We start from the raw sequence: 18,823 nt of genomic DNA on the forward strand, positions 1-18,823 counted from the left end.
TCTGCGCCATGCTGATGACCGCCGTGGCGGTCAAAGTCCGTTAAGCGGACCCAGCCTGATTCTGCGCCGTTCTTTCCAGAAGCGTACTGAACGCAGCCAGCGGCATCGGACGACCGAGGAAGTAGCCTTGCCCCTCTTCGCACGAGAGCTGTTTTAACTGGTTCAGCTGCGCTTCTGTCTCAATCCCCTCTGCCGTAATGGTCAGCGCAAACGCGCGTGCCAGCGCAATGATGCCCGCTACCACTGACTGCGCCTGCTCCGACTCCGGAAAATCTTTCATCCATGAGCGATCGATCTTGAGGCCGTTAAAGGGGTAGGTTTTCAGGTAACCCAGCGCGGCATAACCGGTGCCGAAATCATCCACGGTTAACCTGACCCCCAGCGCCCGTAAGCCCTGCATCATCTCCAGCGCACGCTGCGGATGTTCAAAGGTGACATTCTCTGTGATCTCCAGCTCCAGGCGCGTTGCCGGCAGGCCGCTTCGGGCCAGCGCATCCGCCACCCGCTGCACCAGGTCGCTGGTGCGAAACTCCATCGGCGAGATATTCACCGAGACGTAGCGGTCGCCTCCCCACCCCAGCGCATCTTCACAGGCGCGCATCAGCACCCAGTCACTGATGGTGGCAATCAGTCCGCTCTCTTCCGCCAGCGGAATAAAGTGATCGGGTGTCATCCACTGATCCGGCGCAACCTGCCAGCGAAGCAACGCCTCGGCTCCCGCCAGCTGGCCGCTCAGCAGCTGATAGCGGGGCTGATAGTGCAGGCGAAATTCATTGTTCCTCAGCGCTTTCTCAATGCGGCGTGCCATTTCACGCTTATCCTCGCGCTGGCTGGCCATCTCGCTGGCATACCAGACCCACTGATTGCGCCCTGCTTCACGCGCTTCGGTGAGCGCGATATCGGCCATACGCAGCAGCGTTTCCGGGTGACTGGCATCCTGCGGGACGCAGGCAATGCCCATGCTGACCGTCAGATAGTGGACATGCTGGCCGGTGCTGATCGGCTGCTGAACCTCATGCACCAGCTGAGCACAGCGCTGATCGACCCGCTCGCGGTTCGTTTCACGCAGGACCAGCACAAACTCATCCCCGCCCAGTCGTGCCACCAGCTCCTGAGGCCCCGTGGCGCGCTTCAGACGCTGCGCGATCTGGCTCAGCACCTCATCGCCCGTCGCATGGCCCCAGGTTTCGTTGATCGGCCTGAACTGATCGAGGTCGAGCGTAATCAGCGTCAGCGGCACGATCCCTTCCGGCTGCTCAAGATGCTGTGTCAGAAACTCCTGCAGCTGCACGCGGTTCGACAGGCCGGTTAAGACGTCATGACGCGACAGGAACTGGATACGCGCCTCCGCTTCCATACTCTGCGTGATGTCTGAAACCGTGCCGCGGAATCCGATACGCCGCGTGTCATGCCAGATCGTTTTCGCCACCAGCTGACCAATACGGCGGTTGCCCTGCGCCGACATAAACTGGCAGCGCAACGGCATCTGCTGCCCCTCCTCCTCCTGGCGCAGCAGCCAGGCGACCAGCGAATGGCTGGGATGGGTCAGCAGCTGATCGATGTGTCGCCCCAGCCAGTGTGACATGTCGTGGCCGGTGACATTTTCAAAGCGCGCGGACAGGTAGATCAGGCGGCCCTTCTCATCCGTCTCCCAGATCCAGTCTGACGCCGCCTCAGCGAGATCGCGAAACCGCGCTTCACTGCTGGCCAGCTCCTGCTGGCTGATCGCCAGCATGGCGAAGCGCCGGTCTGAGAGGATCGCATTCGAAAGCGCATGGCGGCTGACACGGCGGGTGATCAGACCAATGATGATCGCCATCAGCGTCAGCAGGGGCAGCAGAAACAGGATCAGGCCCATTCCCGGCATCTTCGGTGTCCAGCGCAGGACAATCGGTTCGCCGTGCGGCAACGGCTGCACCATGCGCGGCTCGCGCAGCGCATCCTCTTCACTGTCGGGCAGACGCAGCTCACGCACATCCAGCGAGGCGCCCAGCGCCTGAAGTTTGGCGGGGGTAAACAGATTCACAAACACCATCACGGATGGCGGCCCCGCCTTTGACGGCATGTTATCCACTCTGCCGCTGCTGATAGGGGCGGCCACCACGATAGCGGGCAGATGATTGATCTCTGCATCCTGCGTCATGGCCCTGTTGTTCAGCTGACGCGCGGCCGCAATCAGGCCGGGCGTCTGCTGACCCAGCCACGCCTCCAGCGGCGTGTCCGTCAGCTGACCATCAATCACCGTGTAGGTGGTGTGACCTTTGCCATCCACCACGAACACGCCTTCATAGTGATACTCTTCATAAAGACCCGGACCAAAGTTCTCTTCGTCATACGCCCAGGCTTTGTTCACGCTGACGTGAAGATTACGCCACGCTTCGCCCCAGAAGGCATAATCCCGGATATCAGTGGCCATCGCCTCCTGACGACTCTTCCATGCCTGCTGCACCAGCAGCAGATCGTGCTCAGCCGATGTGCTGTTCTGCCGCTGGGCGATAGTCAGCACCATCACCATTGAGAGCAGCAGCACGCCAAACAGCAGCAGCGAAAGCGTACGCAGACTGCGGCGCGTAAAGCGCACAGTGCGGTCTTCAGCAGCCTGTCTGAATGGCGGTGAGGGCGGTGCCGGGGGGTTAAAATTCATTGAAAGTGCTCACTACACAACCAGGTTTTAGTCACGGGTCAGCCCTGTAATACGGGGGCTGACCAGATAGTTTCCTCAGTTATCGGCCCGCCAGCTCCGGTGTTTAGTCTGCGGCAAAAATAAGCATGCAATATTGTCTCAAGGGCTGACTCGACAGCGATCAGGCGCATTGCTACTATGCGCTAACCTTCGCTGGCAGAGTCGCCTATGAACACCAATTCCGACAGAGTGACCCTGACGCTGTTCTACGTCGGCAGCTTTGTGGTTTATTACCTGGTTACCATGCTGATCACGCTGTTTCCCAACTACAGCGTGCTGCGCAATGACGGACTGCTGGTGCCGGTGCTCTGCCTGTTTGAATTTGCGGTCATCTACCCGCTGTATCGCTTCTACTGCCAGCGCCGCGCCGATCTGCCGCTGGGTGAACTCGGCATGCTGCAAACCCTGCTCTTTACCGGCGCGCTGTTTGTCCTGATGGCGGCCCAGATGCAGTTTATGCAGCCGGAAGGCTGGCTGGTGATGCAGGCCCAGCAGGGACGCAATTCGCTGCTGATTCTGCTGCTCACCGCCGTGCTGCTGGCTCCGGTGTTTGAAGAGGTGCTGTTCCGCGGATTCCTGTTGCAGGGCTTTCTGCTGTGGGCGCCGCGCAGCCGCTTCGCCTGTATGCTGCTGACCTCGCTGCTGTTTGCGGTGATGCACACGCAGTATGTTCACTGGCAGACCCTGATCGCCCTGACGCTCTTTTCGCTGCTGCTCTGCTACGCCCGGCTGCGGAGTAACAGTCTTGCCCTGCCTATCTTTCTGCACACCCTGAACAACCTGATTGCGTTGCTGCCCGCCTGGTATTTCGCGGGCTGACGCCTCATCGCCTCTCTGCTGACGCACCGTTTTCCGGCCGTGTTGCGGGCCACCGCTCACACTGACAATGCTGCCCCGGCACGTTTGTCTATACTGGTGGATAAAAAGGGAAAAAAAACGTCACAGTCCGGACCAGCAGACCGTGTAAAGGAGAAGAGCGATGTTGATAGGATTTGTGTTGTTAGTGAGCGCGTGTGGATATGATGCCTGTGAGGCGTTACCCGTCTCGGAGCGTATCTATCCGACCAAAGCCGACTGTGAAACGATGGCGCACCGTATTCACAAAGTCAGACCGAACGTGGTCCTGCTTTGCGGTGAGGTTCATCGCTGATTCAGGGCCAGTCGCAATAAAGCCGCGCTGCAACATTGCAAGCTGGCGATTTAGCGTACAAAATATAAGCTGTTGTTCACCATTATCGTTGTGAATCCCATGAAAACATCACGTCCCCGTCGTCCTGCCGGACGCTGGGTTTACTATCTTTTGTATGATGGCATTCTGTGGCCCTGCCCTGTCCGCTGGGAGTGGGAGAGCAGTTATGGCGGCTGGCTGCCGTTTTACTACACGCCTACCTTTGAGTTTGTGGTGGGCGATCCGCGCAAGGCTTATCGCATTGCGCGCAGCGACGTGCGGGTCAGACGGCGCGAAGATGCCTTTGTCTGAGCGAAATCTACCGCCACGGCAGCCATGAGGCTGTCAGCAGGAAGTAAATCGCCTCCAGCACGATAATCACCATCAGTAAGATGCCCAGCGTGTGGCGACCTGTTCCCTTCATCGGTTCAGGCCCAGATCATCGCAGCCCAGCGTATCAGCAGCAGTGCACCACAGATGCATAACAGCACCAGCACCATCTTCCACTGTTTTCTGGCCGCCCGGACTCTCACCATCGCGGTTTCCTCTCTGTCAGAAAGCAAAGATGCGCCTGAAGGCGCATCTGTTTCGGTCAACAGCAGGACCGGTTGTGCATAGCGTCGCGCCAGGGTCGCCAGAGGGCGACCCGTTACCGGCATCAGTTATTCAGCGTGTAATCCAGTGTGATTTCCGCATTCAGTAACTGAGAAACCGGGCAGCCCGCCTTGGCATTGTTGATGATTTCATCAAACGCTGACTCATCAATGCCTGGCAGAGAGACGGTGCTGGTCAGCGCCACTTTGGTGATGGCAAAGCCGTCGCCTTTCTTGTCCAGCGACACATCGGCCGTGGTATCAATGCTTTCCGGCTTGTGACCCGCATTGCCCAGCATCAGCGACAGGGCCATGGAGAAACAGGCCGCGTGCGCTGCACCAATCAGCTCTTCCGGGTTGGTGCCTTTGCCGCCTTCAAAACGGGTGTTAAAGCCATAGGGCTGCTGGCTCAGTACGCCGCTCTCAGTGCTGACGGTGCCTTTGCCTTTGATATCGCCTTCCCAATGCGCCGAACCTTTCTTATGAATGGTCATCTCATTCCTCCTGTGGGTAAAGAAGCTAAGTATAGACAATGCATTCATTTTCGCAGGCTTAACTCACCGCGCGCGGACGGGGTGAGGCGCTCTGCGGTTCCAGCAGCGCCCCGGCCTGCACCAGCGAATCGCGCGTGATATCCGCGATGGACTTCGCGCCGGTCAGGGTCATGGCAACGCGCATCTCCTTCTCAATCAGGTTCAGCAGGTTTTCCACGCCGCGCTGACCGTGGGTCGCCAGCGCATAGATAAAGGCGCGTCCCAGCAGCACGCTGTCTGCGCCCAGCGCAATCATGCGCACCACATCCAGCCCGTTGCGGATACCGCTGTCTGCCAGAATGGCAAGATCCCCTTTGACGGCATCGGCAATCGCCGGTAACGCCCGCGCAGACGACAGCACACCATCCAGCTGACGGCCGCCGTGGTTAGACACCACAATCCCGTCGGCCCCGAAGCGCACCGCATCGCGCGCATCTTCCGGGTCCAGAATCCCTTTGATCACCATGGGCCCGTCCCAGAACTCACGGATCCACTCCAGATCGCGCCAGGAGATAGAGGGATCGAAGTTGTTCGCCAGCCAGCCGATATAATCTTCCAGTCCGGTCGGCTTGCCGAGATAGGCAGAGATATTGCCCAGATCGTGTGGACGCCCCTGCAGGCCGACATCCAGCGCCCACTGCGGATGCGTGACCGCCTGCCAGTAGCGCCGCAGCGCGGCGTGTTTACCGCTCATGCCGGAGTGCGCATCGCGATAGCGGGCACCCGGCGTCGGCATATCGACGGTAAAGACCAGAGTCGAGCAGCCCGCGGCTTTGGCGCGCTCCAGGGCGTTGCGCATAAAGCCGCGGTCGCGCAACACATAGAGCTGGAACCACATCGGGCGGTTAATCGCCGGTGCCACCTCTTCAATCGGGCAGACCGAAACCGTGGAGAGGGTAAACGGAATCCCTTTCAGGGCAGCCGCACGCGCCGCCTGCACCTCTCCCCGACGGGCATACATGCCACACAGTCCTACCGGCGCCAGCGCAACCGGCATCGACAGGGTTTCCTTAAAAAGGGTCGTTTCCAGGCTCAGTTCTGACATGTTCTTCAGAATACGCTGGCGCAGCGCCACGTCCGACAAATCCTCCACATTGCGACGCAGGGTATGTTCGGCATAGGCCCCGCCGTCAAGATAGTGGAACAGGAACGGCGGCAGGATACGTTGCGCGGCGGCGCGATAGTCACTGGCAGCTGAGATAATCATCAGTCAGATTCCTTAGGGTTGCGTGTGTCGTTATCCGGTAAGCGGGTGATGCGCGCCTGACGCGCTTCATCTTCATGCAGGCTTTTCATGGTGGTGTGAACAAACCCCAGGTGCTGCATCGCTGCCTGCCGGGCGGCGTCGGCGTCGCCCGCGAGAATGGCGTCGAGCAGCGCCTGATGCTGTTCCGTGAGGCGGGCAAAAATCGCAGGCTGGGTATACATCCGCTGTCGGCTCTGCATGACCGAGGATTGCAGCAGTTCAAAAAAGCCCCGCATGGTCTGCAGCAGCACCAGGTTGTGCGACGCCTCGGCAATCGCCAGATGGAAGCGCACATCGGCCTGGGCGGCGAGATCGGGATCGTCACTCTCCTTCAGCTTCAGCGTGGCATCAAAGGCGTATTGCAGCCGCTCTCTGTCGGCATCGGTGGCGCGCAGTGCCGCATGCCAGGCGGTGCTGGCCTCAATGGCGTGACGCGCCTCCAGAATGTCATAGCGGTAGTCGGGATCGTCATGCAGCAGCTGGCGAATCGGCTCCACGATGCGCTGTTCCGACCAGGGGGCCAGCTGCTGCCGGAGCCAGGTTCCGCCGCCGCGCCGGCTGATCAGCATCCCGCTGCTGATCAGCTGCTGAATCGCCTCACGCAGCGAGGAGCGTGAAACGCCGAGTTCAGCCGACAGCTGTCGCTCGGCGGGCAGGCGCATGCCTGGCTCAAGTTGATGGTCGGTGATGTACGCCCGCAGGCGCGTCACCAGCGGGTCTGCCGGGTTTGTCATGGGATCATCCAGGGGAAAACGTAGGCCTGAAGCGTGGTAATGAGACCGACCATACAGGTGAAAATCAGGCTGTGTTTCACGGTAAAGCGGAACAGGTCAGACTCTCTGCCCACCAGCCCGACCGCCGCACAGGCGATGGCGATCGACTGCGGTGAGATCATCTTGCCGGTCACGCCGCCGGTGGTGTTGGCCGCTACCAGCAGGACATCGGAGACGCCAATCTGCTGCGCGGTGGTGGCCTGCAGGGCGGCGAAGAGCGCATTGGATGAGGTGTCCGATCCGGTCAGGAAGACGCCCAGCCAGCCCAGAAACGGCGAGAAGAAGGTAAACGCGTGACCGGTGTGCGCGAGCGCCAGCGCCAGCGTGGCGGAGAGGCCGGAGTAGTTGGAGATAAAGGCAAAGGCAAGCACCATCCCGATAGAGTAGATGGGCAGCGCCAGCTCCTTCAGCGTGGCCGCGAAGGTCTGCAATCCGGCCCTGGGTTTCATGCGCAGGAAGATCATCGCCGCAATCGCCGCGATCAGAATTGCGGTGCCGGTGGCGGAGATCAGATCGAGCTTATAGAGGGCCGGATAAGGCGTGGCGCTGCTGACCACCGGCGGCATCCGCGCCACCAGTCCATTCAGCAGCGGAACCGGTATGTTCAGTACCCACTCATAGAGCGCGCCGCCCTGGGTGAACAGCGCCTTAAATGGCGGAATACTCCAGAGCGTTACGGTGGCGGTGAGAAACAGGAACGGCATCCAGGCGCGAACGATCTGGCCCAGCCGGTACGTCTGCGGCGGCGTCAGGGCGTCACCCTGCTTCGCCCCGGCATCAGCAAAGCGGAAGATGCGCACCGGCTTCCAGACCCGCAGAAACAGCGTCAGAGAGATCAGCGAGGCGAGCGACGAGATAATGTCAGGCAGCTCCGGCCCCAGAAAGTTGGAGCTGAGAAACTGGGCGACAGCAAAGGAACCGCCCGCCACCATGACTGCCGGCCAGGTCTCTTTTACCCCACGCCAGCCATCCATAATTGCCATAATCCAGAACAGCACAATCAGGGTCAGCAGCGGCAGCTGACGTCCGGCCATCTGGCCAATGGCGAAGCTATCCAGCCCGGTGACCTGCCCCGCCACGATAATCGGAATGCCCATCGCGCCAAAGGCGACCGGCGCGGTATTCACGATCAGGCAGAGCCCGGCGGCATAGAGCGGGTTGAAGCCCAGCCCCACCAGCAGCGCGGCGGTAATCGCGACGGGTGCACCAAAGCCCGCCGCCCCTTCCAGAAAGGCGCCGAACGAGAAGCCGACAATCAGCATCTGCAGGCGCTGATCGGGCGTAATCGACAGGATTGAGGCGCGGATAATATCGAACTGGCCGGTTTTAACCGAAATTTTGTAGACGAAAACGGCGGCGACAATGATCCAGGCTATCGGCCACAGACCGTAGAGAAAACCATACACCACGGCGGCCAGCGCCTGTGCCACGGGCATCCGATAGAGGAACAGCGCCACCAGCAGCGCCAGCACCACAGTCAGGGTGGCCGCCAGATAGCCCTTCATCTTGAGTTTAATCAGTGCAAAGAAGAAAAACAGAATCGGTATCAGTGCGACCAGGCTCGAAAGCCAGATGTTGCCCAGCGGATCGTAGTTTTGTTGCCAGATCTGCATGCCGTTATCTCCAGAGGAAAGATGAGGTGGAACACAGTCGCTGTGCTGCATTCCCTCAGCCCGCCGGATTGGTCAGACCACATCCGGCATTCGGGGCCTTATGGCTGGAGATAGTTAATGCATTGTTAACTTGTGGCAACAAAAGTTGCGCGATTTTTCTGGTTGTGTGAACCAGGGAAAAATATTGCGCCGATTGGTCTGACCAAAATCAGGAATTTCCTTCGGGAAAGGCGTGCGGATAACTGCGCGGATGGAAACGCAGATTCAGCGCAATCAGCAGCAGCGTAACCGCCGCCTGCAGAACCCACACGCTGGTGAAGTGGCCGGTAAGCGTGTGCAACTGACCGGCGATAAACGGCATACTGCCCGCGATTATAAAGCCGACGCCCTGCATAAAGGCGACCAGCCGTGCACCCGCCTGCGGCTGCGCCAGATGATCCAGGGCCAGAACCAGCGCCAGCGGAAACGCCCCGCCCAGTCCTGCGCCCGCGATTCCCGCCCAGAGCCAGGGAGCCAGCTGCGGGGCAAACAGGAAGCCAAGCATGCCGCTGAGCTGCATCGCCAGCGTCAGCAGCAGCAGCGGACGGCGATCGCGCCCCCGCGCCAGCAGAGGCAGCAGCAGCGCCCCGGTCACCTGACAGCCGATCATCATGCCGAGCAGTGAGCCGCCCGCCTGCGCAGGCCAGCCGAGCTGATGATAGAAGTCGGGCAGCCAGGCGACACAGATGGCGTAACCGCCGTTCACCAGGCCGAAACTCAGCGCCAGTGTCCAGGCGCGCGGTTTACGCCAGAGGGAAGGCAGCGCTGCCCTCTCCTGGCGGGCGACCGGTCTGCTGGCGATAAACAACCAGAGCAGCATAGCCAGCACCACCGGCAGCGCCCAGCTGCTCAGCGCGCCCTGCCAGCCAAGCTGCCCGGTCAGCCACGGCGAGATTGCCGCACCGATGCCGCCGCCGCCCATCAGCGCCGCGGCCCACAGGCCGGTGACCCCGGCACTGCGCTGGCCAAAGCGCTGACGGATCACTCCCGGCATCGCCATCTGCACGATGCCGATGCCCGCACCGCCCGGCAGGGTCGTCAGCACCAGTCCTCGCCCCTCCGTCACAAACAGCCGGCTCGCCAGGGCCAGCAGCAACAGCAGCAGCCCGCCCAGCAGCAGTTTGCGCACGGAAAAGCGCTGCATCAGTGGCGCACTGACGAGGGCAATCGCGCCCATCATCATCATCGGCAGCGCTGGCAGCAGCGATGCCGCCAGCGGTGACAGGCCAATGCTCTGGCGTAACTGGCCGAGCAGCGGGCTGACGGAGGTCATCAGCGGCCGCATATTCAGCCCGGCCAGTACCAGTGCCGCCAGCAGCAGAACGTTATCTCTCTTCATCGGCAATCCATACGTTTAAAAGTTGTCAGCCTGACAGCAGCCGATACTATTGGGAAATGAAATATTACTCTGCCAGGTAGTGAAAAAATGAATCGTCAGCCGATGTTTACCCCGCAGCAGTTGCTCAGTTTTGTGGCCGTGTGCGAAACCACCAGCTTCACCCGGGCGGCCGACCGGGTGCACCTGTCGCAGTCCACCGTCAGCCAGCAGGTGCGGCGGCTTGAGGAGATGGTGGGAAAGGCGCTGCTGGTCCGCTCCTCGCATCAGGTGCAGATCACCGAAGAGGGCGAAAAACTTTTAGGCTATGCGCGACGGATTATTGCGCTGAATGGGGAAGCCCACGATGTCCTGAGCGATCAGTGGCGCGACGGCGTGCTGCGGCTGGGAGTGCCGGAAGATTTTGCCGCCCCCACCGCCGGTCTGCTGGCGCACTTCAGTCGCGCCCACCCTCAGCTGCGGCTGGATGTGATGAGCGGCATGCAGGTGGAGCTGAGGCGCGCCTGGCAGCGTGAAGAGCTGGATATCATGCTGATTAAGCAGCCCTATGGCGATCGTCCGCTGGCATCGCGGCCGGAACCGCTGCTATGGCTCGACAGCGCGGAGTGGCCCTGCTTCGAACAGACGCCGGTACCGCTGGTGCTTTTTCCCCAGCAGGGGCTTTATCGCGATGAGGTGTGTCAGACGCTCGATGCGCTGGGCCGAAGCTGGCGCATCAGTTACAGCAGCGCCAGTCTGGTGGCGCTGGCCGCCGCCAGTGCGCAGGGGCTGGGGCTGACGTTGCTGCCCGCCAGCTGTCGCCTGCCCGGACATCGGGTGCTGGGCCGTGAGCAGGGGCTGCCGGTGATTGATACTTTTGAACTGGCGCTTTTCTGCCGTCATCCACAGGATCCGTTGCAGCGCGCGCTGGCGGAATCACTGGCGGCGTTCGGTCAGCTGCGCTGGCAGTGAAATATCGAATAGTCACCAGTGAGAAATAGCGCAGCAGGGTAAGCCCGCCTTTGTCAGATTAACGGTCTGTTCACCTGACTGGAGTTTTTATGCCTGTTTCCTCTTCATCGAGCCGCCGTGACTTTCTCGGACACGGTGTCCGCTGGACCGCCGCAGGCGGCCTGCTCGCTGCGGGTCTCGGCCCGGCCAGTGCCGCGACGACCTCCGCCCCCTCCGTCTCCCATCCTGACACCCCCGCCCCGCTGCCTCAGCAGGATCGCTATCTGCTGCGTAATGTGCGGCTGGAGGAGGGGTTTATTCGTAAGGAGGATGAGATCGTCGCCACCCGCACCGGCCGTTACGATATCAGCGTGCGCGACGGCAGCATTGATCGCCTGACGCCCGCCGGTCAGGGCGATACGACTCTGCCGTCATGGGATGCGCAGGATGCGCTGCTGCTGCCCGCCACCCGGGATATGCATATCCATCTTGATAAGACCTTTTACGGCGGCCCGTGGCAGGCGCCCCGTCCCCGTCAGGGCAAAACCATCATGGATATGATTGCCCGCGAGCAGGTGCTGATTCCGCAACTGCTGCCGCATTCACAGGCGCGCGCCGAAGCGTTAATCGCCCTGCTGAACGCCAAAGGCACCACCCGCGCCCGCAGCCACTGCAATATCGATCCGGTCAGTGGCCTGCAGAGTCTGGAACATCTGCAGGCGGCGCTGGCGCGGCACCCCGCCTTTCACTGCGAGATCGTGGCGTTTCCACAGCACGGCCTGCTGCACTCGCAGGTCGATGGCCTGATGCGCGAGGCGATGCAGCACGGCGTCGCAAAGGTGGGCGGGCTGGACCCCACCAGCGTGGATGGCGCGATGGAGAAGTCACTGGATGCGATGTTCCGGATTGCACTCGATTATCAGCGCGGCGTTGACATCCATCTGCATGAAACCTCCCCGGCTGGCGTGGCCGCGATCCAGTACATGATCGACACCGTCGCCAGGAACCCGGCGCTGAAAGGCAATGTGACGCTGAGCCACGGTTTTGCGCTGGCGACGCTGGAGGGGAGCGCCCTGAACAAAATGATTGAAGGGCTGGCAGAGCAGCAGTTCAGCGTGGCCTCAACGCTTCCCCTCGGCAAACTGACCATGCCGATTCCGCAGCTGCAGGCGGCGGGCGTAAAAGTCATGACCGGCACCGACAGCGTTATCGATCACTGGTCACCCTTTGGCACCGGCAGCATGCTGGAAAAAGCGAATCTCTATGCCCAGCTCTATCGCGGATCGGATGAGTTTTCGCTGTCGCGGGCGCTGGGGATTGCCACAGACGATCGGCTCCCGCTTTCGGCTCAGGGTGAGAGACAGTGGCCGCAACCGGGCGATGAGGCGAGCATGATGCTGGTAGCCGCCAGCTGCTCCGCCGAAGCCGTGGCACGGATTTCACCGGTAGTCGCGACCTTCTCGCGCGGTAAACCCGTGTTTGCGCTGTCATCGGCCTGAAATCTTAGGGCTACGGATGGCTCGCGCTGAGCCTGCTTAGTCATAGCGGAGAGAGCGAGCCTGCCAGGGATGGCGGTTTTGCGTCTTTGCGGAGGGCGTATGCTCCCTGAAGCCTGCTCTGAGTGGAAGCTGAGTGGTATCGTGAAATGGATCGAGCCTGCTCAGGGAAGCCAGTCAGATCGGAAAGGCGCTTAAGCCAATCCCTGGCCGCTCGGCCCGCGCGATTACGCACCTCATCCATGAGGTGCGCCCGTAAACGGGCCAACGCATTGCGTTGTTCAAAAACGCTCCCGGCGTTTTTGTCCCTGGCGCGGGACGCTTTCCTCTTCTGACTGGCTTCCCTGCGCTTTAAGGTTATTTATCGCTGATAGATTTCCGGTGCCCACGGTTTATTAGCAGCGACAGTCCTGAAACGGGAAGCGACTGCCGGACATAAAGCGAAGGGAGCATACGCCTGTAGCAAAGCATAGCGGGCCAGGGATGGCCCGCGCTGAGCCTGCCAGGGATGGCGGTTTTGCGTCTTTGCGGAGGGCGTATGCTCCCTGAAGCCTGCTCTGACAGGAAGCTGAGTGGTATCTCGAAATGGATCGCGCCTGCTCAGGGAAACGACTGCCGGACATACGCTTCCCAGAAACGACAGAGCCTCCACAGGGGAGGCTCTGCATTTACCTGAGCGGAGTGCGTGTTACGCGCTTTTGGCCCATTGTTGATTCGACATTAATTCCATTGCCAGCGCGTATAAGCGACGATCTTCCTGATCACAGGGCTCATCTTCCGCATAACACCCGATCATCGAAGCGATCTTATCCGCAGATAAGCTCTCTCCATGAACGTGAAGTGTCAGTACGGCGCGGCCTACTATTTTAAGCACATTTTCATGTGGTCCCTGGATGCTATTACTCAATGCAAATACCCTCTACCGGTCGTTGTACCAGGAATATGGCGCGCTAAATATAAAGCAATTAGCTCAGGATTTTTATCGGCACCAGGAGTGATATTTTTTAATGATTAATTCTATTACTGGAGTCATGACAAAGGATTTATCTGATTAACAATGAAATAAATTTTTAAAAACGGCAGCTTATAAACCTATGACTGGCCTCATGAAATACCCTTTTTTGATTAGTCGCCTTCGGCACCGGCCAATTAATTAAAAAAAACCACCATTTTCAGGCAAACTTCAGTCTATTCCTAAGCGATACGGCAGGGATAGATTCACCCTGCTAACCATCGAGGTTCCCGTTGCCGTCTGGCGTGCTTTCTGCCAGACTTGCCCCGCAATCATGCCCTACACTTTCAGCCTCAGAGGCCGCGCCCGTGACCGCTTTTTCTACCCTCAATTCGCTTCCCGACAGCCAGCTCGATAACCTGCGCGAGATGGGCTACACCAGCATGACGCCGGTCCAGGCCGCCACGCTGCCCGCCATTCTGCAGGGACGCGACGTGCGCGCGCAGGCAAAAACCGGCAGCGGTAAAACGGCTGCGTTTGGTATCGGCTTACTGCACCATATCGACAGCACCCGCTTTCAGACTCAGGCCCTGATCCTCTGTCCGACCCGTGAACTGGCGGATCAGGTAGGCAACGTGCTGCGCCAGCTGGCGCGCTTTACCCGCAACATCAAAGTCCTCACCCTGTGTGGCGGACAGCCGATGAGCGCACAGCGCGACTCCCTGGTGCATCCGCCGCATATCGTGGTCGGCACGCCAGGCCGTATCCTCGATCACATCCATCGTGAAAACCTCAAGCTCGACCAGCTCAACACGCTGGTGCTCGATGAGGCAGATCGGATGCTGGAGATGGGCTTCCTGAATGATATGGAAACGATCATTGAAGCCACCCCCGCGTCACGCCAGACCCTGCTCTTCTCCGCGACCTGGCCTGACGGCATCACGGCTATCAGCACCCGCTTCCAGCGCGACGCGCTCAGCGTGGTGACGGAAGATGTCAGCGAACTGCCCGCTATTGACCAGCAGTTCTTTGAAGCGAGCCACAATGAAAAACTGGGCTTACTGATTGCCCTGCTCAGCGATCATCAGCCCGCTTCCTGTGTGGTCTTCTGTAACACCAAACGTGAATGCGACGATGTTGCCGCGGCTCTCAACGCACGCGACATCAGCGCCCTGCCGCTGCATGGCGATCTCGAACAGCGCGACCGCGAACGCGTCCTGATCCGCTTCGCTAACGGCAGCGGCCGCGTCCTGGTCGCCACCGACGTCGCCGCACGCGGACTCGACATCAAATCACTGGCGATGGTCGTCAACTATCAGCTCGCCTGGGACCCTGAAGTCCACCTGCATCGCATCGGGCGCACGGCACGCGCCGGTGAGCATGGCGTTGCGGTCAGCCTGGTGGCACCCGATGAGATGGCTCGCGCCCATGCGCTGGAAGATTTCCTGCAGCAGAAACTGCCGTGGATCGCGGCCAGCACGCTGAAAAAAGGCAGCAGCAAACCGCTGCCTGCGGCCATGATGACGCTCTGCATTGATGGCGGTCGTAAAGCCAAGATTCGTCCGGGCGACATTCTGGGGGCACTGACCGGTGAGGCGGGGTATCGCGCGGAGCAGATTGGGAAGATTGTGCTGACGCCGACCCATGCCTATGTGGCCATTGAAGCCAGTCAGGCAAAAGGCGCGCTGGTGAAACTCAAGCAGGGCAAAATCAAAGGCAAAACCTGCCGGGCGATTCTGCTGAAGGATTGAAAAAACGGGCGAGGATAACCTCGCCCGTTTTTATTACGGCTCTTCGATTTGGGTCACGTGCAGCGTGGTCTTATCCCCTTTCCCCTGCACCTTGCCGCTGACCCGCACTTTGTCTTCCGCAGTGTAGGTCTTACCATCAAAGGTTTTCTTCGGCGCGATAATCGGTAACGTCCCGGTGTTGTCGCGGAACTGATAACGTTCACCCTGCTCTTTCTTCACGATGTAGCCTTCCAGCGTCACGTAACCACCCTGACGGAAGTCGCGGATCTGATCGATATGCGTCTGACCGGTATCCTCAGAGCCTTTATAGCCCGCATCCTGCTTGTGCTGTGGCGGTGGCGTTTCGCCCGCTTTGTATCCACCCTCTTCCGCTGCAACGCCCGCGCTCACCATCACCAGCAATGACGCTAAAATCACTTTTTTCATTTCACACTCCTTTATTGGAAAGGTGTCCATGTTGAACCTTCAGGGTTAAGCCTGGCACATTAATTGGCGATCGTTTTATTTCACCCTTCTCTTCTCACCTTTTTCCGTTTGCTGCCGATAACCTTTACACACCCTATTTCACCAGCTGCGTTAACGCAGAGGCAACCATGGATAATTTTCAAAAAGAGATTGATGAAAGAGCGAACCTCGCGTTATCGAACAAGTTTGAGCTGCTGCTTTTTCGCTTAGGTTCCGATCAGCTGAAAGGTAAGTCCGAGCTGTTTGGCATTAACGTCTTCAAGCTGCGTGAAATTGTGCCGATGCCGGCCATCACCAAAGCCGCTGGCATGCGGTCGCCGCTGCTGGGGATGGCGAGTATTCGGGGTCAGTTCATTCCGGTCATCGACCTGCCTGCTGTGGCCGGTTGTGTGCCGGAAACCGGCCTTAACCTGCTGCTGGTGACCGAGTATGCCCGCAACACTCAGGCGTTTGCCGTTGAGTCCGTTGAGAACATCGTGCGTCTCGACTGGAGTCAGGTTCACACCGCGGAAGCGGGTATCGGCGGTCGCAACATCACCAGTATCGCCTGTCTGGACAGTGACAAGCAGAGCAATGAGCTGGCGATGGTGCTGGACGTTGAGCAAATCCTGTATGACATCATTCCGTCGGTGCGCGGCGTTGAGCCGGAAGCGGCGCGACCACGCACGTTCAACTATCGCCCCGGCGCCGTTGCGATTGTGGCAGAGGATTCCAAAGTGGCGCGTCAGCTGCTGGAACAGGGCCTGAAGAGTATGGGCATCCCGGCGCTGATGTATAACACCGGCCTGGAAGCCTGGGAAAAAATTAAGCAGATGAGCCAGGACGCGCAGGCAGCAGGCGAGTCGATCCATGACAAAATCGCTCTGGTGCTGACCGATCTGGAGATGCCGGAAATGGATGGCTTTACGCTGACCCGCAACATCAAGCGTGACCCGATTCTGAAGTATCTGCCGGTGGTGATTCACTCCTCCCTCTCCGGCAGCGCCAACGAAGATCACGTGCGCAAAGTCGGTGCCGATGGCTACGTGGCGAAGTTTGAGCTGAACGAACTGTCAGACGTGATTTTCAACGTTCTCGACGCGGCCCGCTAAGCGAACGCGGGCACATTCGCCCGCGTTTACGGCTCACCTGACAAGGAACCGACTATGCACATTGAAACCTTACCCGTTACCCCTGCTCGCCAGAAGCTGCTGCGTGGCCGTTTACGCCAGCTGGCATGGATTACTGCCGTCACCCTGAGCCTCGCATTCTGGGCTGGCCTCTACTTTTTGATTTTCTGACGTTTAAGCCATTGCTTAAACCGGGCTGTCAGTGTTTCTGCTGACAGCCCTTTTTTTTGTCTTAATTTCGCCGCTCAATCATTGTTCATTTTTTCTGATGCTTAGACCCGATTATTTATTCACGCAACGTTATTACTTAAAAAATATTAAAGGTACATCTGCGCACTCCGATAACTGTATGCGCGAGACCCCCTTTTTGTCTGCGGTCCTGGCCTCAGGCATCAGCAAGGCACTGCGCACAACGGCAAGGCACCTGATTGTTGATAACTCATTGATTAAAATTAAGACGGGAAGAGATTATGTTCATTATCAGTAATATGAAGGTGGGAATACGGCTCGCTGCAGCCTTTGGTATTATTGTAACGCTACTGATCGTCATCGGCGTAACCTCGATAACGAGGATTAACAGTATTAATACGGCGATCGCCTCGATCGTTGACGATCGTTATGTGAAGGTCCGGCTGGCCTTTGATGTGCGCGACGGCGTTAACGATCAGATTAAATATCTGCGCGGCATGGTGATCGACACGCTGCACCCGGAAAAGAATGCGAAACGCTTTGGTCAGCTGGAAGAGGCGACACAACGCACTAACAACGCCATGAAGAAGATCGAGGCCATTCAGGTCACGCCGGTGGGTAAGAAAAAGATCGCCGGTCTTCTCGCGTCATCGCTGGCCTTCGAAAAGGTGAAAGCCGAGCTGATGGCGCTGGTACAGGCGGGTAATTTTGATGCTGCCAGCACCTATGTGCTGCAATCCATGACCGCCACACAGAATAAATTCCTGCAGGACGCCATTAATTTTGCCAACTCCCAGGACGCGCAGCTGCGCAGTGAGGGTCAGGGCATTATGGATAATGGTCAGTCGGCTATTACGGTCACGCTGATTTTCTCCGCCCTGGCGATTCTGGCTTCCATTGTGCTGGGCTACTTCCTGACACGCTCTATCGTGCGTCCGCTGGTGGCGGCGGTTGACGTGGCTGAACGTGTTGCCGCAGGCGATCTGAGTTCGCAGATGCAGGTCACCTCGCGTGATGAGACCGGCATTCTGATGCAGGCGCTGCAGCGGATGAACGACAACCTGCTCTCTATTGTGACCGAAGTGCGCACCGGCTCTGACACGATCGCGGTGGCCTCGAATCAGATCTCCAGCGGCAACCTCGATCTCTCTACCCGTACCGAACAGCAGGCCAGCTCGCTGGAAGAGACCGCATCGGCCATGGAGCAGATGACTTCGACGGTGAAGCACAACGCCGATAATGCGCGTGAAGCCAATCATCTGGTGTCGGCAACCTCCAGCGTGGCGCGTGAAGGCGGCGTGGTGATGGAGCAGGTGATTGAGAAAATGGAAGCGATCGCGCTCTCCTCACGGAAAATTGTCGATATCATCAGCGTTATCGACTCCATCGCTTTCCAGACGAACATTCTCTCTCTGAACGCGGCGGTTGAAGCGGCACGTGCGGGCGAACAGGGTCGCGGTTTTGCAGTGGTTGCGACGGAAGTGCGCAATCTGGCGCAGCGTTCAGCGTCAGCGGCAAAAGAGATCAAAGTGCTGATTGAGGACTCTGTCGCGAAAGTCGATGAGGGCAGCAAGCTGGTCACGCATGCGGGTTCTACTATCGGGGAGGTGGTGAACAGCGTGCAGAGCGTGGCGAACATCATGAGCGAAATCACTATCGCCAGCAGCGAACAGAGCAGCGGCATCAGTGAAATCAACCAGGCGATTACCCAGATGGAAGCGGTGACCCAGCAGAACGCCGCGCTGGTACAGGAAGCCTCAGCCGCGTCACAGGCGCTGCAGGATCAGGCAGAGCGGATGGCACAGGCCATGAGCGTGTTTAACACCGGTAAACTCTCCCTGCAGCCGGTACTGCGTTAACGCCCGAAGCGGCCTGCTGCGGCGGGCCTGTTTCCGAATCGGGCAACAGCAGAAACAAAAAAGGCTGCCAGAGGCAGCCTTTTATTAC

At 59.2% G+C, this 18,823-nt stretch carries 17 protein-coding genes; 9 read left to right on the forward strand and 8 right to left on the reverse strand.

The window, feature by feature from the left end:
* Positions 1 to 40: 40 nt before the first annotated feature.
* The gene (locus tag FJW00_RS06805; RefSeq protein ID WP_140923332.1) at positions 41 to 2,644 is read right to left on the reverse strand and encodes a bifunctional diguanylate cyclase/phosphodiesterase; all 2,604 of its coding nucleotides are present in this window, start codon (positions 2,642 to 2,644) and stop codon (positions 41 to 43) included.
* 207 nt (positions 2,645 to 2,851) lie between these two features.
* On the opposite strand from FJW00_RS06805, the gene FJW00_RS06810 reads away from it, so the two are divergent.
* The 3 genes from FJW00_RS06810 to FJW00_RS06815 all read left to right on the forward strand — a co-directional run bounded on the left by FJW00_RS06810 (position 2,852) and on the right by FJW00_RS06815 (position 4,163).
* On the forward strand, positions 2,852 to 3,502 hold the full coding sequence (locus tag FJW00_RS06810) for a CPBP family intramembrane glutamic endopeptidase (protein ID WP_009091835.1): 651 nt from the start codon (positions 2,852 to 2,854) through the stop codon (positions 3,500 to 3,502).
* Positions 3,503 to 3,662: 160 nt separating this feature from the next.
* Positions 3,663 to 3,833, forward strand: a complete 171-nt coding sequence (locus FJW00_RS22305; protein ID WP_009091837.1) for a hypothetical protein — start codon at positions 3,663 to 3,665, stop codon at positions 3,831 to 3,833.
* Positions 3,834 to 3,932: 99 nt separating this feature from the next.
* Complete coding sequence (locus tag FJW00_RS06815) at positions 3,933 to 4,163, forward strand: hypothetical protein (RefSeq protein WP_033736603.1); 231 nt, start codon at positions 3,933 to 3,935, stop codon at positions 4,161 to 4,163.
* Between the two features lie 116 nt (positions 4,164 to 4,279).
* On the opposite strand, the gene yniD is transcribed toward FJW00_RS06815, so the two are convergent.
* The 6 genes from yniD to FJW00_RS06840 all read right to left on the reverse strand — a co-directional run bounded on the left by yniD (position 4,280) and on the right by FJW00_RS06840 (position 9,987).
* Positions 4,280 to 4,387 carry a small membrane protein YniD gene (gene yniD, locus FJW00_RS22725; protein ID WP_258317018.1) on the reverse strand — a complete coding sequence of 36 codons (108 nt, stop codon included), beginning with the start codon at positions 4,385 to 4,387 and terminating at the stop codon, positions 4,280 to 4,282.
* A gap of 122 nt (positions 4,388 to 4,509) precedes the next feature.
* Positions 4,510 to 4,938, reverse strand: coding sequence for an OsmC family protein (locus FJW00_RS06820; RefSeq protein WP_009091842.1), 429 nt, complete (start codon positions 4,936 to 4,938; stop codon positions 4,510 to 4,512).
* 58 nt (positions 4,939 to 4,996) lie between these two features.
* Positions 4,997 to 6,184, reverse strand: coding sequence for an FMN-dependent L-lactate dehydrogenase LldD (gene lldD, locus FJW00_RS06825; RefSeq protein WP_009091844.1), 1,188 nt, complete (start codon positions 6,182 to 6,184; stop codon positions 4,997 to 4,999).
* Positions 6,184 to 6,957 carry a transcriptional regulator LldR gene (gene lldR / locus FJW00_RS06830; protein ID WP_009091846.1) on the reverse strand — a complete coding sequence of 258 codons (774 nt, stop codon included), beginning with the start codon at positions 6,955 to 6,957 and terminating at the stop codon, positions 6,184 to 6,186. Before lldR ends, lldD begins: the two co-directional genes overlap by 1 nt.
* Entirely contained in the window at positions 6,954 to 8,609 is a 1,656-nt protein-coding gene (gene lldP, locus FJW00_RS06835; RefSeq protein ID WP_140923333.1) for an L-lactate permease, read from the reverse strand. Before lldP ends, lldR begins: the two co-directional genes overlap by 4 nt.
* A 208-nt stretch (positions 8,610 to 8,817) precedes the next feature.
* Positions 8,818 to 9,987, reverse strand: coding sequence for a cyanate transporter (locus FJW00_RS06840; RefSeq protein WP_140923334.1), 1,170 nt, complete (start codon positions 9,985 to 9,987; stop codon positions 8,818 to 8,820).
* Positions 9,988 to 10,074: 87 nt separating this feature from the next.
* On the opposite strand from FJW00_RS06840, the gene FJW00_RS06845 reads away from it, so the two are divergent.
* From FJW00_RS06845 to dbpA, 3 genes are all read left to right on the forward strand, one after another.
* Complete coding sequence (locus tag FJW00_RS06845) at positions 10,075 to 10,935, forward strand: LysR family transcriptional regulator (RefSeq protein ID WP_009091854.1); 861 nt, start codon at positions 10,075 to 10,077, stop codon at positions 10,933 to 10,935.
* A gap of 89 nt (positions 10,936 to 11,024) precedes the next feature.
* On the forward strand, positions 11,025 to 12,413 hold the full coding sequence (locus tag FJW00_RS06850) for an amidohydrolase (RefSeq protein ID WP_140923335.1): 1,389 nt from the start codon (positions 11,025 to 11,027) through the stop codon (positions 12,411 to 12,413).
* 1,317 nt (positions 12,414 to 13,730) lie between these two features.
* Positions 13,731 to 15,113 carry an ATP-dependent RNA helicase DbpA gene (gene dbpA / locus FJW00_RS06860; protein WP_046101317.1) on the forward strand — a complete coding sequence of 461 codons (1,383 nt, stop codon included), beginning with the start codon at positions 13,731 to 13,733 and terminating at the stop codon, positions 15,111 to 15,113.
* Positions 15,114 to 15,146: 33 nt separating this feature from the next.
* Here the strand turns inward: dbpA and FJW00_RS06865 are convergent, their stop codons facing one another.
* The gene (locus FJW00_RS06865; RefSeq protein ID WP_009091859.1) at positions 15,147 to 15,539 is read right to left on the reverse strand and encodes a YgiW/YdeI family stress tolerance OB fold protein; all 393 of its coding nucleotides are present in this window, start codon (positions 15,537 to 15,539) and stop codon (positions 15,147 to 15,149) included.
* 167 nt (positions 15,540 to 15,706) lie between these two features.
* Here FJW00_RS06865 and FJW00_RS06870 point away from each other — a divergent pair, with 167 nt between their 5' ends.
* The 3 genes from FJW00_RS06870 (at position 15,707) to FJW00_RS06875 (ending at position 18,735) form a co-directional block, all read left to right on the forward strand.
* Positions 15,707 to 16,669: a chemotaxis protein gene (locus FJW00_RS06870; RefSeq protein ID WP_009091860.1), complete on the forward strand. Its 963-nt coding sequence runs from the start codon at positions 15,707 to 15,709 to the stop codon at positions 16,667 to 16,669.
* A gap of 54 nt (positions 16,670 to 16,723) precedes the next feature.
* Positions 16,724 to 16,858, forward strand: a complete 135-nt coding sequence (locus FJW00_RS22540; RefSeq protein WP_255348909.1) for a hypothetical protein — start codon at positions 16,724 to 16,726, stop codon at positions 16,856 to 16,858.
* A 299-nt stretch (positions 16,859 to 17,157) separates the two neighbouring features.
* Positions 17,158 to 18,735, forward strand: coding sequence for a methyl-accepting chemotaxis protein (locus FJW00_RS06875; RefSeq protein ID WP_046101315.1), 1,578 nt, complete (start codon positions 17,158 to 17,160; stop codon positions 18,733 to 18,735).
* Positions 18,736 to 18,823 lie beyond the last annotated feature (88 nt).

This window comes from Pantoea anthophila (assembly GCF_006494375.1).
GTDB classification, from domain to species: Bacteria; Pseudomonadota; Gammaproteobacteria; order Enterobacterales; family Enterobacteriaceae; genus Pantoea; species Pantoea anthophila.